Origin of the sequence: Haloprofundus halophilus (assembly GCF_003439925.1) — an archaeon.
GTDB lineage: Archaea > Halobacteriota > Halobacteria > Halobacteriales > Haloferacaceae > Haloprofundus > Haloprofundus halophilus.
Window position 1 is genome coordinate 817,292 of the sequence record NZ_QQRR01000002.1, and the last position, 14,108, is coordinate 831,399.

18 protein-coding genes and 1 tRNA gene are annotated in these 14,108 nt (G+C 67.8%); 13 read left to right on the forward strand and 6 right to left on the reverse strand.

All coding sequences use genetic code 11. The annotated features are described in order from the left end of the window. From DV709_RS13830 to DV709_RS13865, 8 genes are all read left to right on the forward strand, one after another. Positions 1 to 351 (forward strand): DUF7116 family protein, encoded by a 351-nt coding sequence (locus DV709_RS13830; protein ID WP_117594996.1) that lies wholly within the window; start codon positions 1 to 3, stop codon positions 349 to 351. A 55-nt stretch (positions 352 to 406) separates the two neighbouring features. Then, complete coding sequence (locus tag DV709_RS13835; protein ID WP_117594997.1) at positions 407 to 955, forward strand: mechanosensitive ion channel family protein; 549 nt, start codon at positions 407 to 409, stop codon at positions 953 to 955. 100 nt (positions 956 to 1,055) lie between these two features. Beyond that, positions 1,056 to 2,006 carry a metal-dependent hydrolase gene (locus DV709_RS13840; RefSeq protein ID WP_117594998.1) on the forward strand — a complete coding sequence of 317 codons (951 nt, stop codon included), beginning with the start codon at positions 1,056 to 1,058 and terminating at the stop codon, positions 2,004 to 2,006. Positions 2,007 to 2,100: 94 nt separating this feature from the next. Then, entirely contained in the window at positions 2,101 to 2,748 is a 648-nt protein-coding gene (locus tag DV709_RS13845) for a hypothetical protein (RefSeq protein WP_117594999.1), read from the forward strand. Next, complete coding sequence (locus DV709_RS13850) at positions 2,745 to 3,422, forward strand: hypothetical protein (RefSeq protein ID WP_117595000.1); 678 nt, start codon at positions 2,745 to 2,747, stop codon at positions 3,420 to 3,422. Before DV709_RS13845 ends, DV709_RS13850 begins: the two co-directional genes overlap by 4 nt. Before the next feature lie 157 nt (positions 3,423 to 3,579). Then, positions 3,580 to 3,774 carry a dodecin gene (locus tag DV709_RS13855; protein ID WP_117595001.1) on the forward strand — a complete coding sequence of 65 codons (195 nt, stop codon included), beginning with the start codon at positions 3,580 to 3,582 and terminating at the stop codon, positions 3,772 to 3,774. A 41-nt stretch (positions 3,775 to 3,815) separates the two neighbouring features. Then, on the forward strand, positions 3,816 to 5,189 hold the full coding sequence (locus DV709_RS13860) for a bifunctional metallophosphatase/5'-nucleotidase (protein ID WP_117595002.1): 1,374 nt from the start codon (positions 3,816 to 3,818) through the stop codon (positions 5,187 to 5,189). 146 nt (positions 5,190 to 5,335) lie between these two features. Beyond that, the gene (locus DV709_RS13865; protein ID WP_117595003.1) at positions 5,336 to 5,764 is read left to right on the forward strand and encodes a universal stress protein; all 429 of its coding nucleotides are present in this window, start codon (positions 5,336 to 5,338) and stop codon (positions 5,762 to 5,764) included. Between the two features lie 29 nt (positions 5,765 to 5,793). On the opposite strand, the gene DV709_RS13870 is transcribed toward DV709_RS13865, so the two are convergent. From DV709_RS13870 to DV709_RS13880, 3 genes are all read right to left on the reverse strand, one after another. Then, positions 5,794 to 6,936 (reverse strand): DUF63 family protein, encoded by a 1,143-nt coding sequence (locus DV709_RS13870; protein WP_117595004.1) that lies wholly within the window; start codon positions 6,934 to 6,936, stop codon positions 5,794 to 5,796. Positions 6,937 to 7,063: 127 nt separating this feature from the next. Then, positions 7,064 to 7,513, reverse strand: a complete 450-nt coding sequence (locus tag DV709_RS13875) for an Lrp/AsnC family transcriptional regulator (RefSeq protein WP_117595005.1) — start codon at positions 7,511 to 7,513, stop codon at positions 7,064 to 7,066. Between the two features lie 83 nt (positions 7,514 to 7,596). Beyond that, positions 7,597 to 8,451, reverse strand: a complete 855-nt coding sequence (locus tag DV709_RS13880) for an inositol monophosphatase family protein (protein WP_117595330.1) — start codon at positions 8,449 to 8,451, stop codon at positions 7,597 to 7,599. Positions 8,452 to 8,969: 518 nt separating this feature from the next. Here DV709_RS13880 and DV709_RS13885 point away from each other — a divergent pair. After that, positions 8,970 to 9,593 carry an RNA ligase partner protein gene (locus DV709_RS13885; RefSeq protein ID WP_117595006.1) on the forward strand — a complete coding sequence of 208 codons (624 nt, stop codon included), beginning with the start codon at positions 8,970 to 8,972 and terminating at the stop codon, positions 9,591 to 9,593. A gap of 84 nt (positions 9,594 to 9,677) precedes the next feature. Then, positions 9,678 to 9,974 carry a hypothetical protein gene (locus tag DV709_RS13890; protein WP_117595007.1) on the forward strand — a complete coding sequence of 99 codons (297 nt, stop codon included), beginning with the start codon at positions 9,678 to 9,680 and terminating at the stop codon, positions 9,972 to 9,974. A 328-nt stretch (positions 9,975 to 10,302) separates the two neighbouring features. Here the strand turns inward: DV709_RS13890 and DV709_RS13895 are convergent. After that, positions 10,303 to 10,386, reverse strand: a tRNA-Leu gene (locus DV709_RS13895). Positions 10,387 to 10,519: 133 nt separating this feature from the next. Between DV709_RS13895 and DV709_RS13900 the strand changes: the two genes are divergently transcribed. The 3 genes from DV709_RS13900 (at position 10,520) to DV709_RS13910 (ending at position 12,987) form a co-directional block, all read left to right on the forward strand. Then, a complete protein-coding gene (locus DV709_RS13900) occupies positions 10,520 to 11,545 on the forward strand; it encodes a nucleotidyltransferase domain-containing protein (RefSeq protein WP_117595008.1) in 1,026 nt (341 codons plus the stop codon). Between the two features lie 67 nt (positions 11,546 to 11,612). Continuing rightward, positions 11,613 to 12,092 (forward strand): DUF309 domain-containing protein, encoded by a 480-nt coding sequence (locus DV709_RS13905; RefSeq protein WP_117595009.1) that lies wholly within the window; start codon positions 11,613 to 11,615, stop codon positions 12,090 to 12,092. Positions 12,093 to 12,183: 91 nt separating this feature from the next. Then, positions 12,184 to 12,987 (forward strand): succinylglutamate desuccinylase/aspartoacylase domain-containing protein, encoded by an 804-nt coding sequence (locus DV709_RS13910; RefSeq protein WP_117595010.1) that lies wholly within the window; start codon positions 12,184 to 12,186, stop codon positions 12,985 to 12,987. 45 nt (positions 12,988 to 13,032) lie between these two features. On the opposite strand, the gene DV709_RS13915 is transcribed toward DV709_RS13910, so the two are convergent. Then, the gene (locus tag DV709_RS13915; protein ID WP_117595011.1) at positions 13,033 to 13,482 is read right to left on the reverse strand and encodes a UPF0179 family protein; all 450 of its coding nucleotides are present in this window, start codon (positions 13,480 to 13,482) and stop codon (positions 13,033 to 13,035) included. Positions 13,483 to 13,551: 69 nt separating this feature from the next. Continuing rightward, a complete protein-coding gene (locus tag DV709_RS13920) occupies positions 13,552 to 13,938 on the reverse strand; it encodes a DUF5820 family protein (protein ID WP_117595012.1) in 387 nt (128 codons plus the stop codon). Between the last annotated feature and the right edge of the window lie 170 nt (positions 13,939 to 14,108).

Here is a 14,108-nt window from a genome sequence, read left to right on the forward strand (position 1 = left end):
ATGGCCCCTGTTACCATGCCACCGGTCGAGGCAGCCAAGACGATTTTCACTCGCCTCGGCTACACCGTATCCGGAGAGGGGACGGACCTACGGGCCGAACGAAAGTGGCGCACCGTCCAAGTGACGGCCGTCGCAGACGACGACACGATGGGTCGCACGCTCGCCGACGGCGGGCGCGACGACGGCCCGCCGTTCCGATGTTTCGTCACCTGGGACGAACACGCCGACTCGCTCTGTCGACGACTCGAACGCACCGCCCGGACCTACGAGTGGGCGGTTATCAGCGTCGGCGACGGCGACGCCGACGACAACTATCGAGTCATCCGCGAAGACGTTCCAGCCGTCGCCTGACGGTCGCTCGACTGTCGGGGGCGGAATTTATCAGTTCGGCGGTTACTTTTCGGCTATGCAGCCACCCGTCTTACAGACCGGCGTCGTCGACGACGCCGTAGCGGCGTTTCTCACCCAGCTAGTCGACGCGATTCCGGTGCTCCTCGTCGGAGCGCTGTTTCTGCTGATCGCGGCGACGGTCGTCAAACTCGTCCTCTTCGTCGTGAGGGTGGCGTTGCGACGAGCGCTCCCAGGCGAGTCGCCGGCCTACCGGCAGTTCGTCGCGACCATCGTCTCGGTGTTTCTCTGGTTCGCCGTCGCGCTGTCGTTCCTCTCCATCGTCGGTCTCGAAGGCATCGCCGCGTCGCTCGGAACCGCCGCGGGGTTCGTCGCCCTCGGCGTCTCCTACGCCACCTCGGGGATGATCGCGGACGCGGTCGCCGGCGTCTACCTGCTGCGCGACCCCGACTTCAACCCCGGCGACCGGGTCGTCGCCGGCGACGTAACCGGCGAGGTCGTGAGCATCGAACTCCGCAAAACCCGTATGCGGGTCGAAGACGACACCGTCGTCCGCAGCAACGCCGAGATAGAGAAGAAGTGGACGAAGCTCGACGACTACGCCTGAGACGCGGAGAGCGCCGGCGACTCCCGAACTCCGACCGCTGCCCGCGTCGGCGACCCCCCGGGTCCGCACTGCTTATCTGTTCCGCCGCGCAACCACCGGTATGTTCGTCGGGCACGCGGTTTTCGCCTTCGCGCTGGTCGCCGGTGCGGCCGCGATTCGCGGCGTCGACTCGACGCGCGCGCTCTCCCTGGGAGCGGTCGCCGCGGCGTTCGCCGCCGCCCCCGACGTTGACATCGCCTACGCGTTCGTCGGCGTCGTCGGCGCGCAGACGACCGACGCGCTCTCGGTCGCCTCGCAGTTCTGGCAAACCGGCAACCTCGTCCACCGAGCGATGACGCACTCCGTGCTCGTCGCGCCCGTCGTCGCCGTCGCGGCGGCGCTGTGGCTTCGCGGCCGTCGTCTGCGGCGGCGGCGGGAACTCGTCGCGGCCGTCGCGCTGCTGGCGGCGGTCGTCACCGTCGCCGCCGCCGTCTCCGGCGGCCTCGGCGCCGTCGTCGTCTCGCTGTTCGTCGCCGTCGCCGTCGCCATCGCGGAGGGAGTCGAGCGCTGGACCGACCTGAGTCCGCGCGCGACGTTCTCGACGGCGCTGGTCGGACTGGTCTCGCACCCGTTCGGCGACCTGTTCACCGGGTCGCCGCCGGAGATGTTCTACCCGTTCGACGCGACGCTGTTCGCGGACCGACTGTCGTTCAGCGTCGACCCGACGCTGAACCTGCTGGGCGCGTTCGGTCTCGAACTGCTCACCATCTGGACGGCCCTCGTCGTCGCGCTCTCCCTCTCCGGTTACTCGCTCCGTGACGCCATCGACGGGCGCGCGGCGCTGGGTGCGGCGTACGCCGTCAGCGTGCTGCTCATCCCCGCGCCGACGCTCGAACTGTCGTACCCGTTCGTGTTCAGCGTCCTCGCCGTCGGGATGGTCGGTGCGGCCCCCCGCGTCGGAATCCGGAGTCGACGAGTAGAACTACCGGACAGAGTCGCTGCCCTCTGTACCGGTCTCGCGGCGGTGAGTATCGCCGGATTCGCGTATACGGTCGCGTATCTCGTCGCCTGAGTCGGTCGTGACCGCACCGCCGCGGTCCCGACTCGGCGCGCGAGCGGCCGCCGTAGTGGGAAGCCTTTTGCTCGGAACAGAACGATAGGGGCCCATGAATCGGTCGGGACTGAGCCACGTCGTCGAAAACGAGCGGACGAACGCGGCCGTCGGGTGGGTCTTCGTCGCCGTTCTCTGCGCCGCCGGGACGGGGGAACTGCTGACCGGCGAACTCGTTCAGGCGGGGTTCGTCCTCGCCACCGCCGGACTGGCCGCCGTTCCGGCCGTCGCCTACCGGAACCCGCGGGCGATGCTGCCGTGGGAGGTGCTGGCGCTGGCGGTGCTCCCGGTCGTCGGACAGGCGTTCGTCGGCGGTCAGACCATCGACGGCGTGACGCTCAGCGGACGCGTCGTCCGTTACTTCGCCGTCGCCGCCGTCGCGCTCGTCGTCGCCGTCGAACTCGACGTGTTCACGCCCGTGCGGATGAACGACTCCTTCGCCGTCCTGTTCGTCGCCGTCACGACGATGGCCGCCGCCGGGGTGTGGGCCGTCGTCCAGTGGCTCTCGGACCTCTATCTCGGCACTGAGTTCCTCCTAGACGGCCGCCCCGGAGACGTCGTCCACACCGCGATGATGTGGGACTTCGTCGCCGCGACGCTCGCGGGCGTCGGGGCCGGACTGCTGTTCGAGTTCTACTTCCGCCGCCGTTCGCACGCCCGCGAGCGGCTTCCGGCGACCGTCGGCGGAGGTGAGAGCCGATGAGAGTACGTGAGAAACTCGGCATCAACGGTCGGCGGCAGACCCAGTTGGCGCGGCTGATGCAGCTGTTTCTCGTCGGGATGGTCGCCATCGGCGTCGAACGCGGCGATGTGGGCGTCGTCGTCAACGCCGGCGTCGGCCTCGGCGTGACGTACCTCCCGGCCCTTCTGGAGCGGGATTACCACATCCCGATGGACGCGGGACTGACGCTGTGGGTGACGACGGCCGTCTTCCTCCACGCCATCGGTAGCGGCGGGCTTCCCGGCGTCGAGACGGGGCTCTACCGCCAGTTCTGGTGGTGGGACCACATGACGCACACGCTGTCGGCGTCCATCGTCGCCGCCGTCGGCTACACCGTCACCCGCGCGCTGGACGTCCACACCGACGCGGTCGAGCTCCCGCCGCGGTTCGTGTTCGTGTTCATCCTCATGTTCACCGTCGCCTTCGGCGTGTTCTGGGAGGTACTGGAGTTCGCCATCGGCGAGGTCGCCGCGATGACCGGCGGCGACCCGGTGTTGACCCAGTTCGGCCTCAGCGACACGCTCGTCGACATCATGTTCAACACGCTCGGCGGCGTCGTCGTCGCCATCTGGGGGACCGCACACCTCTCGGATGTCGTCGGCGCGGTGGCGGCGAGGTTCGGCGGGAGTCGGACGAAGTCGGAGCAGGCGAAGTAACCGGACGGGGCGGACGCGTCGCCGAGAACGTGCACCGATGGGGACGGACACGTCGCCGAGAACGTGCATCGACAGGAACGGACGCGTCGCCACCGTTTCTCGGAACGTGTGACCGTCGTGTGCATTTTTACCGTCACGAACCGTAGTCGCACCCGAGATGGTGTTCAAGAAGATCACGCTCATCGGACAGAGTGACGAGGGATTCGAAGCGGCCGTCGACGACGCCGTCGACCGCGCCGAGGAGACCCTGGAGAACGTCTACTGGGTCGAAGTGGACGAGTTGATGGTCGAGATGGCCCAGGACGGGCGACAGTACCAGGCCGAGGCGACCGTCGCCTTCAAGCTCGAATAAAGCCGCAGGCTTCTTACCGCGGCCGCTCCGACGCGGAGTGAATGCCGCGGTTGCTCCACTACTCCGACATAGAGAACGTCTACGACGACCCCGAGCGCGCGGGCCGGCTCGCGGGGCTGCTCTCCTCGCTCGGCGGCCCCGACTCGCTCGTCGTTGGCAGCGGCGACAACACCTCGCCGGGCGTCCTCGCGCTGGTCTCGAAGGGCCGACAGGCGCTCGACTTCTTCCGCGCCGTCGGCAGCGACGTGGAGACGTTCGGCAACCACGACTTCGACTACGGTCCCGACGCGACCCGCCAGTTGGTCGTCGACGCCCCGCAGACGTGGGTGAGCGCGAACGTCCGCGACGAGGAGGGCGAGCGGTTCGGCCGCGACGAGGGCGTCGTCCCGTGGACCGTCGAAACCGTCGAGGGCGACGATATCGGCTTCTTCGGCCTCACCGACCCCGCGACCGACTCGCTGAACCCGCAGGCCGCCGAACTGACGTTCACCGACCCGTACGAGGCGGCCGAGCGCGCCGTCGCCGACCTCCGCGACGAGGGCGTCGACTACGTCGTCGCCGTCTCCCACCTCGGCGCGGGCGACGGCGAACTCGCCGAGCGGGTGAACGTCGACGCGGTTCTCGGCGGGCACGTCCACTCGGCGCGAGTCGAGTACGTCGACGACACGCTCCTCCTGCGACCCGGCGTCAACGGCCGGACGGTGCTCGAAGTGACGCTCGACGGAGACGGCGCACGCGCGCAGCGCCACCGGCTCGGAGAGCGAGACGCGCCGGTCGACGGGGCGCTCGTCGCGGCGCTTCGGAGCCGACTCGCCGAGTCCGGCCTCGACAGCGTCGTCGGCGAGGCGGAGACGCCGATGCGGCGGAGCGAGGGGATCGTCTTCGGCGGCGAGTGCGCCGTCGGCAACTTCGTCGCCGACGCGTACCGCTGGGCGGCCGACGCCGACGTGGGCCTGCAGAACAGCGGCGGCATCCGGAACGGTCCGCCGCTGTCGGGCGAAGTGACCGTCGCCGACCTCGTGAGCGTCGTCCCCTTCGCCGAACCCGTCGTCGTCGCCGAACTCACGGGCGAGGAGCTGTTGACGGCGTTCCGGCAGGCCGCGGGCGGCGCGGTCGACTTCGGCGAACCGCACTGGTGGCACGGCCACGTCAGCGGCGCGACGCTCCGGTGGGACGACGACCGAAACGACCTCGACGGGGTCCGCGTCGGCGGCGACCCCGTCGACCCCGACCGACTGTACCGCGTCGCGACGGCGGAGTATCTCCTGCACAGCGACCACGAGTTCCCGGTTATCGAGCAGCGCCACCGCGCGGGCGAGTACGGCATCCAACACGAGATACTCGCCGAGTACGCCCGCGAGTTCGGCGTCTCAGCGAGCGTCGACGGTCGGATTCGACGGCCGACGAGCGAGTGACCGGGGTCGACGGCCGGCGAGCGAGTGACCGGAGTCGACGGGCGACGTTCGCCGAGCGTCCGTTCGGTAGGCGAGACGGTACGTCTCCGGTACCTATCGCGGACCGGATAGAAATATTCACACCTGCGAACGCTGACCGTCCTGTAATGACGTTGGTTGTCGTCCCGGTTCGGTACCCGTTGACCAGCCACTCGAAGGCGACGTTGCGCGAAGCGGTGCGCATCGCCGAGGAACGAGACGCCGAGCTGACCGTCCTCCACGTGAACCTCTACCAGAACGGCGAGAACGTCACCCGAGCGGAGCTGAAACGGGCCACGCAGGCGGAGTTCGGCCGCGTGTCGCGCGCCCGTTACGTCATCCGCCGCGGCTTCCTCGTCGAGGAGACGATTCTCGAAGAGGTCGCCGCCGAGGGCGCGGACATCGTCGTCATCGGGTCGAAACAGGCCGGGCGCTGGCGACGAATGCTCCGGAAGTTCCTGGACGACCCCGACATCGAGTCGTACCTCCGCGAGAAGCTCGACTGTACGGTCATCACCGTCCGCGCCGACGGCGAGACGAGTACGATAGCGGGCTGAGACGACGGAAAAACGGGACCAGCACCGATTCAGATGCCGAACGTCGCCCGGAGCATGTCGCGGGTGCCGGGACCGAGCCCCACCGCGAGCGCCGCGATGAGAAGCAGCATCGCGTAGCGCGGACTCTCCTCGAATATCTCCGGCTCGAAGATCCAGATGATGAACACCGCGGCGGCGAGTTTCACGAGCAGGAACGGCCACGCGTCGCCGGTCACCGCGAGCACCGACGCCGGCAACACCGCGGCGGTGACGTCGACGATGCCCTGATTCACCGGATGCTTCGGGACGAGGTTCGGCCCCGCGCCGAGCGCCGGCATCCAATCGAGACCGACGACGTTGGCGACGCCGTCGAGGGCGTGCCCCCAGATGAGCAGCAGGCCGATGTAGGCGGTTCCGGCGTTGAGTTCGGGCCGGTACGTCTCGACGAGCCACCACGTGACGGCGGTGGCGACGGTGGTCGCGACGAGCATCACGGTGATGACCTGGGGGTAGAACGTGACGTACTCCGTCGTCGCCGCGAGGTAGCCGAGATACGCGAGCGTCACCGCGAGGACGACCGTCCCGATAGCCGCCAGCGGCCGGTAGAACTCGTCGAGCACGCCGCGGCGCGAGAGCGTCACGGTGGCGACGACGGCCGCGAGCGTGACGAAGAAGACGGTGAAGTAGATGAACGGGCTGATGATGAGCGCGCTCCAGGGGAACGGGATAGCGGGTTCGACGCCCGCGCGCATCGCCGCGATACCCGCGTCTTCGACGACGCGGAGCGCCCCCCCGAACAGCATGAACGGGAACAGCGCGTAGAAGAGTTTGCGACTCGTGCCGATGTCGAGGCGGCGAAGGAGCAGGACGACGCCGCCGAGCATCAGGAGGAGGGTGACGACGTAGCCGGCCTCCGAGACGAGCGTGTAGCCGGGGTAGGCGACGAAGCCCGTCGCGGACTGACACGCCGCGGCGCTGTCGAGGAGCGTCGTCGTGCCGTCGGCGCGGACGGCGCACGTCGCGCCTTCGCCGTCGGCGACGACCGGGCCCCAGAAGTAGTGCCAGAGGAAGCCATCGTAGACGATGCGGGGAAAGAGAAGCGACCCGCCGACGAGGGCGGCGAGGAGCGCGGCCATCGCCGCGAGCCACGTCCGCTCGGGGTTCGCCTCCACGCGGTCTGCGACCGTTGACATACCCGAACTGCCGGAGTGACGCGTGTTGAGGGTTCCGGTCTCGGGCGTTCGAGACGGATAGACGGGACTGCCGAGCGGCAGAACGAGCGAGTCGCCGCTCAGAGCGGCAGAACGGGCGAAGCGACGCTCAGAGCGGCACTCCGGCGCGTTCGTACTCCGTGCCGAGGATGACCATCGTCTGCGAGCGCGAGAAGCCGTCCATCGCCGCGATGTGGTCGAACATCAGTTCGCGCAGCCCCTCCGTGTCGGGGGCGAACACCCGGAGCATCACGTCCCACTCGCCGGTGGTCAGGTAGATCTCCTTGACCGCGTCGAGCTCTTCGAGGCGCTCCAGCGCCTCCGCCTCATGGCCCTGTTCGACGCGGAGGCCGACCAGCGCCGACGTGCCGTATCCCGCCGCCTTCGGGTCGACTTTGGCGTGGTACCCCTCGATGACGCCGGCGTTCTCCATCCGACCCACCCGGTCGTGGACGGTCGCACTCGACATGTCGATTCGACGTGCGATCTCGCTGAACGGGGTGCGGGCGTCCTCCTGGAGGATGCGGAGAATCGCACGGTCCGTGTCGTCGAGTTCCATGCGCGCAACTGGACGGCCGGCGACTTCTGCCTACCGAATCGTGCAACCGGTCGGCAATCGTCGACGTTCGGCGGACCTCCCGGTCAGTCGTCCAGTTTCTCGATACCGCGGGCCGCGGCGAGCACCTCGTCGTGGACCGCGCCGTTGGAGGCGACGAGTCCCTTCGAGTCGTGTCGCCAGCGGTCGCCCTCCAGGTCGGTGACGGTGCCGCCCGCGCGCCGGACCATGTACACGCCGGCGACGGTGTCCCACGGGTTCGTGACGATGTTCGTCATCGTCCCCTCCAGCGACCCGTCGGCGACCATCGCCAGCACGGCCTGCGCACAGCCGAATCGCCGCATGTCGCCGAACCGCTCGACGATTTCGCGCGTCGCGGCCGCGTACTCGTCGCGGTGGTCGAAATCCCACCAGACTGTGGGGACGACGGTGCTCTTCTCGGGGTCGGTCTCGCCGCTCACCGAGACCTCGTGTCCGTTTCGGTAAACCGCGTCGGCGTCGGCGACGTACGTGTCGCCGAGTGCTGGGAGGGCGCTCGCGGCGGCGACGGGTTCGCCCTCGCGGACGGCGGCGACGGCCGTCGCCCAGATGCGGATGTTCCGGACGTAGTTGTTCGTCCCGTCGATGGGGTCAACGACCCACGCGTCGCCGTCGTCGGGGACCGTTTTGAGCGCGTCGTCGGCCCGCGGGCCTCGCCCGCTCGCCTCTTCCGTCGCGCGCGGCGCTACGCTCTCCTCCCCCACGAGTTCGTCTTCGGGAAAGGCGTCGGCGATGACGTCGGCGACGCGGGCCTGCGCGTCTCTGTCGGCCTGCGTGACGACGTCGGTCTTGCCCTCTTTCGTCTCTACGTCGATGCCGCGTCGAAAGCGGTCGAACGCGACTGCCGCGCCCGCCTCGGCGGCGCGTCGGGCGACGGCCGCGCGAAGTGAAACGTCTGCCATTGGTAGGTCGGCGGCCGACCGGACCGAATAGGCGTCGATTTCGATACGCGATACGTCGGCGGTGCGCACTCTGCGCGGTGAAAACGGGTTACGTCGACGCGACGCTCCGCGTCTCGGTGTGTGAGAAGACGAGAATCACAAATTGGACTCGGACGGGGGACGTTTTCAGCCGCCCTAACGGCCCATCCGACTCACGTCGGTTTCGCGAACGCCGTTTTCACGTCGTCCGTTACTTGACCTTCTTCTGGCCTCGTACGGCCAAATGCGGGCGGGGTCGGTTCTCCTGCGACGCGTTGACCTCGATTTCCTCTTACGGATTTCTTGGTGTTTGCGTCTAACCGCGTCCGGTGTGAACGGGTGCGGTCGTCCGGTGTATCCTTGCGATCCTCGCATACTGTGCTATGTTACCCACCAACATGAATCTTTTCTCACGGCCGGCGATACGTCGCCGTCGGTCCGACGAGTTCCCGTCGGGTCGCCACGGAGGTTCATGTACCGTCCCCGCCTATCGACGCTCGATGGCCGACTATCCGCTGAAACAGCGGTTCGTTCTCGACACCTCGCTGTTTCTCTCCGACGAGATTCGCGCGGAGGGCGAGACGATGGAGGACGCGCTCGTCCGACTGCTGGACACCTTGGCGCTGGCGAAACTCCGGCTCAACATCTCCTGTTACATGCCGCCGTCGGTGCACGACGAACTGATGGTCGTACTCCGGAACCGCGGCGTCGACGAGGAGGCGACGGCCCAGTTGAACACGTGGGTCATCCGTAAACACCCCTCGCGCTTCGAGGTGATGATTCCGGCCGAAGTCGTCTCGCGGTTCATGCACGAGATGAGCTCCCGCGTCGACAGCGGGCTGCGCGTCGCCGAGGACGCCGTCCGCGACGCCGCCGAGGCGGGCGTCGCCGACGCTGCCATCTCGGACCTCCGTCACGACTACCGGAAGACGCTCCGACGCGGCGTCGTCGACTCGCAGGAGGACTTCGACCTGCTGGTACTCGCCCGCGAACTCGACGCCGGCGTCGTCACCGAGGACACGGGTATCATCGACTGGGCGGAGGACTTCGGCCTCCGCTACCTCCGCGGACGGGACTTCCCGAACCTGCTCGAAGCGTACCTCGACGCCAGTTTCGAGGTCTGAGACGCCGCACATCGGCCGTTCGAAGTAATTAACTCAGTTCTGAAATAGAGTAGTTTTATGCCCGTCGACGTAGAACGCGTTCCCATGCACCCAGAAACTGCCGCTCGACAGCTGAAGTACCTCGCCGACACGCGCTTCGAGGAGGACAGTGCCAGTCACTGGGAGGAGTACGCCTACAACGACGTGTTCGAGTACGTCTACGAGAACGGCGAGCGCCAGCACATGACCGACCTGGTCAGTCGCATCTGCGAGGAGATGGACGACGGATGCCGACCGACCGCCGACGAAGCGCAGATGTTCGCCGACAGCCTCGTGACCGAGGGCGGACGACCGCTGACCGACGGCGGTTCCGGTAACGGAAGCTCGTCGCGAGCGCAGTGAAGCGACGGCGGCGAGAAGCAATCTGAAGGAGTTGTCGGCGGCGACGAGGCAGTAGGGTTCCCGCTTTTTCGGTGCTCAGTAGTCGCGTAGCGGCGTCGCTGGCGAGGACGCGACTCGGACAGTACGGCGAAGCCGCTCGGCGGTCGATTTCGACGAGAAGTTTTGCGAGGGAAGAGCGCTCCGAGAGCGGTCTTCCGCATCACGGGGGTGAACCCCGGCGATGCGAGGGGAGGGATTTGAACTACGTCCGGACGCCGAGGCGACCGGCCTCATTCAAATCCTCCCGTTGTGCACGTTCACGCCGCCGCGTGAGTGCGGCGGCGATTAGTGCGAGGGGAGGGATTTGAACCCACGGACCTCTACAGGAGCGGATCTTGAGTCCGCCGCCGTTTCCGGGCTTGGCTACCCTCGCACGCAGTTTTCGGTGGAACCTCGGAACGCTAAAACGTTCCGGAACTCGCGGCACACCCGGGGTAGATACGGGTTCGAGAACGGAGAGCGAGCGTCCGAAACACCTACGCACTCGCCGAAACCATCCCGGAACCGTGACGACGATTCCGGCGGAGGCGCGAGAGCGAATCGAGGACGCGCTCCGCGAACTCGAAGCCGAACGCGATGTCTCGGTCGTGCTCGCCGTCGCTCGCGGGAGCCACGCGTGGGGGCTCGACTCGCCGGAGAGCGACTACGACGTGGGCGTCGTCTACGCGCCCCGCGACCTCCGGACGGGGTTTCACCTCTCCAAACCGCGCGACACCGTCGAGCGGACGTTCGGGGCCGACATCGAACTCTCGGGGTGGGACGTGACGAGGTTCGCCACACTCCTCTCGCAGTCGAACGACGGGGCGATCGACGCGCTCCGGAGTCCGATTCGATACCGCGAGCGGTTCGACGCCGACGCGCTCCGCGAGTACGTCGAGGCGACGTTCGACCCGGCGAGTCTCTACTACTGCTACCGCGGCATCGCGAAGTCGAACTACCGGAAGTATCTCTCGTGGCACCTCGTCGACAGCGAAAAGCAACTGTATCCCATCGTCGAGCGCACCGACGAGGCGTACGTCGTCCGCAGTCGCGGGAGCGACGGGGAGTTCACGATTCCGCGCCACCTCGTCGATAGCGAGGAACCGGCGCGTATCCCCGCCGAACACGTCGAGTCGAAATCGGCGAGCGGAGCGGAACATCCGTCGCACGAGTTCGTCGAGCGAACCGTCCGGTCGACGAAGATCAGACAGACGGTGAAGCGAAACCTCGCGGTGCTCGTCGCGGTGATGAGCGCGCGATACCTCCTGGCCACGGGCGAGGCCGGCGCACACGAACTCCCGCACGTCGACGTCCCGACGTTCCTCGCCGAGCAAGCACCGGACGTCTTCGACGACGACCTGCTCGCGCTGGCTGAGGAACTGGTCGAGCGAAAGCGCCGGGGAGACGACGGAGAAATCGGCGACCGAATCGGCCCCGAGACGGCGACGCTCCCCGAGAAAATCGACTACGAGACGCACGCTCGACCCGGTCCGGACGCGTCGAAGTTGGACGAGTTCGTCGACGAGATGCTCGACGCCGCGGCGGAGCCGTAGCGCCGAGCGAGTCGAGCGGGCTTCGGACCACCGATGCAGTTACCCGTCTCGACGCGGACTCACCGATATGGACGAGCACACCCGCGACCCGAGCGTGGCCCCGCCGCTCGGCGACCCGACCGGGTGGCGCGCGGACAACCGGTGGGAACACGCTACGCTCCGCCGCGCCGTCGAACACGGCGTCCGCCTGTTCAACGCCGGCGAGTTCCACGAGAGCCACGACTGCTTCGAGGACGAGTGGTACAACTACGGCAGCGGCACCACCGAGAGCGCCTTCCTCCACGGGATGGTGCAGGTCGCCGCGGGGACGTACAAGCACTTCGACTTCGAGGACGACGACGGGATGCGCTCGCTGTTCCGGACCGCGCTCCAGTATCTCCGCGGCATCCCGGACGACTTCTACGGCGTCGACCTGCCCGAGGTTCGAGAGACGATGCGGGCGGCGCTGGAGGACCCGACCGCACTGGATGGCTTTCGCATCAGCCTCGACGACCACCGACCGACGGCGTACGAATCCGACTACGAGTACGCCGACCGTCTCGACTGAACTTTCCCGGTTCTCTCGGTGGCGTCGACGCGATGACAGCTCTCCGGGAGTTTCTAAAACGATATCACCGTCCCCCGCTTTGGCCACGTTCATGCGTGTTCACCAACTGGGTGAGGGGACACCCGAAGTCGCCGTCGTCGCCGGGATTCACGGCGACGAGCCGTGCGGTCCGCTCGCGGTCGAACGCCTGCTCGCCGAAGAGCCGACCGTCGAACGCCCCGTCAAACTCGTCGTCGCCAACGAGGAGGCGCTCGAACGCGGCGTTCGCTACCTCGACGACGACCTCAACCGCTCCTTTCCGGGGTCGGCCGACGCCGAGAGCCACGAGCGCCGCCTCGCGTACGACCTCGTCACCGAACTCCGCGACTGCACGGTGTTGGCGTTGCACTCCACGCAGTCGACGCCGCGACCGTTCGCCGTCGTCGACTCGGTCGACGCCGTCGCCCGCGCGGTCTGCCCGCACCTCCCGGTCGACGTGCTCGTCGAGACCGACGGCTTCGCGGAGGGTCGGCTCATCGACCACGCCCACACCGTCGAAGTCGAGTGCGGGTTACAGGGCAGCGACGAAGCCGCCGAGAACGCCTACGACCTGATTCGCGGCTTCCTCGCGGCGACGGGCGTCCTCCCGGCCCCCGAGAGCGCCGACCGCCTGGACGCGGGGCTGAGCGACGAGGTGTCCGTCTTCCGACTGGCGGACGAGATACCGAAGCCGCCCGCCGGCGAGTACGAGGTGTTCGCGACGAACTTCGAGGCGGTCGAGGCGGGCGCACGGTTCGCCACCTACGACGGCGAAGAACTCGCCGCGGAAGTCGACTTCTACCCGGTGTTGCTCTCGCCGTACGGTTACCCCGACCTGTTCGGCTACACCGCCGAGCGAGTCGGCACCCTGGAGTGAGACGGCGAGAGAAAGCGACCCGACGCCGACGCGCCGAGAGTCGACTCAGTTCTCCTTCGGTTCCAGTTCGACGAGCGTCAGCGACCGGTCGAGGTGGCAGTAGTCGTGCGGCGGGTCGCCGACGATAGACTGGATGCGGTACTCCTCGTCGAAGTCGGCGCCGTCGGGTTCGCAGAACTCGTGGCTCGGACACTCGGTGTGCGGACACGGCCCCTGCAGGCGGGCTTTGCTCCCGGCGTACGCCCCCTTCGAGGGGACGTTCGCCGGAACCGGCGCGGGTTCGACTTCGACGGCGCGGACGCCCCCGTCGTGGACCGCGCATTCGAGGGTCTGAGTGTTCTCGCGGACGTCGAGGACGCGGTAGCGCGTCCCCTCCGAGAGGTTCAGACACTGCTTTCGGTACGGACACCCCTTGCAGGCGGTGGACTCGCCCTCGTAGACGAACTCTCGGCCCGGTTCCGCCAGGCGGGTGCCGATGAGCGTGACGGTCGACATGAGCGGGCGTTTGACGGCCTCGGTGTTAAGCCTCGCGTCCGTCGGACACCGGGTCGGCCGAACCGACGCTCAGCTCTCGCGGCCGGTGAGTTCGTCGAGCTTCTCGAAGTACTCCTCGCGCGGAACCTGGTACAGCGACCGGTACTCCACCTCGCCGTCGGCGAACCGACGCGCGCACTCGACGGCGCCGTCGACGCCGGCCGCTCGGGAGTCGTACTCGGTGGTCTCGGCCTCGATCTCGGGCTCTAACAGGAGCGTCACGTGCCACGTGTCGGTCTCTATCTGGGAGGCACCCGGTCGCCGCTTCCGCGAGCCGTTGCTGAGAAACACCGTCGGCATACAGGGGGCGGGGAACTGCTGGCTGTCGAACACGTCCGGTCGGTAGGCGAGAATCGCCCGGCCCTCCGGTTCGTCGTTCCAGACGGTCCACCCGTCGGGGAGCGCATCGAAGCTCATACGAGGGAGTTCGGTCGCCGAGCGGTTAAGCCGACCCGTTCGTCGTCGCGGGTCGCGTTCGACGCTCGGCGCCGGTCGGTCGCGGCTCCCGTCTCCCGGTATTACCCCTCGAAAGTGCGAGCGAGTACATAAATCTCTCTCGTGATAGGTTCGGGAGCGTCGTCCATCGT

Excerpts from the sequence above, each read along its gene's own strand:
- DV709_RS13835 (WP_117594997.1), top strand. The coding sequence starts at position 407 with ATGCAGCCACCCGTCTTACAGACCGGCGTCGTCGACGACGCCGTAGCG.
- DV709_RS13915 (WP_117595011.1), bottom strand. The coding sequence starts at position 13,482 with ATGTCGACCGTCACGCTCATCGGCACCCGCCTGGCGGAACCGGGCCGA.
- DV709_RS13890 (WP_117595007.1), top strand. The coding sequence starts at position 9,678 with ATGCACCCAGAAACTGCCGCTCGACAGCTGAAGTACCTCGCCGACACG.
- DV709_RS13830 (WP_117594996.1), top strand. The coding sequence starts at position 1 with ATGGCCCCTGTTACCATGCCACCGGTCGAGGCAGCCAAGACGATTTTC.
- DV709_RS13920 (WP_117595012.1), bottom strand. The coding sequence starts at position 13,938 with ATGAGCTTCGATGCGCTCCCCGACGGGTGGACCGTCTGGAACGACGAA.
- DV709_RS13880 (WP_117595330.1), bottom strand. The coding sequence starts at position 8,451 with ATGGCAGACGTTTCACTTCGCGCGGCCGTCGCCCGACGCGCCGCCGAG.
- DV709_RS13865 (WP_117595003.1), top strand. The coding sequence starts at position 5,336 with ATGACGTTGGTTGTCGTCCCGGTTCGGTACCCGTTGACCAGCCACTCG.
- DV709_RS13910 (WP_117595010.1), top strand. The coding sequence starts at position 12,184 with ATGCGTGTTCACCAACTGGGTGAGGGGACACCCGAAGTCGCCGTCGTC.
- DV709_RS13845 (WP_117594999.1), top strand. The coding sequence starts at position 2,101 with ATGAATCGGTCGGGACTGAGCCACGTCGTCGAAAACGAGCGGACGAAC.
- DV709_RS13850 (WP_117595000.1), top strand. The coding sequence starts at position 2,745 with ATGAGAGTACGTGAGAAACTCGGCATCAACGGTCGGCGGCAGACCCAG.
- DV709_RS13840 (WP_117594998.1), top strand. The coding sequence starts at position 1,056 with ATGTTCGTCGGGCACGCGGTTTTCGCCTTCGCGCTGGTCGCCGGTGCG.
- DV709_RS13885 (WP_117595006.1), top strand. The coding sequence starts at position 8,970 with ATGGCCGACTATCCGCTGAAACAGCGGTTCGTTCTCGACACCTCGCTG.
- DV709_RS13870 (WP_117595004.1), bottom strand. The coding sequence starts at position 6,936 with ATGTCAACGGTCGCAGACCGCGTGGAGGCGAACCCCGAGCGGACGTGG.
- DV709_RS13875 (WP_117595005.1), bottom strand. The coding sequence starts at position 7,513 with ATGGAACTCGACGACACGGACCGTGCGATTCTCCGCATCCTCCAGGAG.
- DV709_RS13855 (WP_117595001.1), top strand. The coding sequence starts at position 3,580 with ATGGTGTTCAAGAAGATCACGCTCATCGGACAGAGTGACGAGGGATTC.
- DV709_RS13905 (WP_117595009.1), top strand. The coding sequence starts at position 11,613 with ATGGACGAGCACACCCGCGACCCGAGCGTGGCCCCGCCGCTCGGCGAC.
- DV709_RS13860 (WP_117595002.1), top strand. The coding sequence starts at position 3,816 with ATGCCGCGGTTGCTCCACTACTCCGACATAGAGAACGTCTACGACGAC.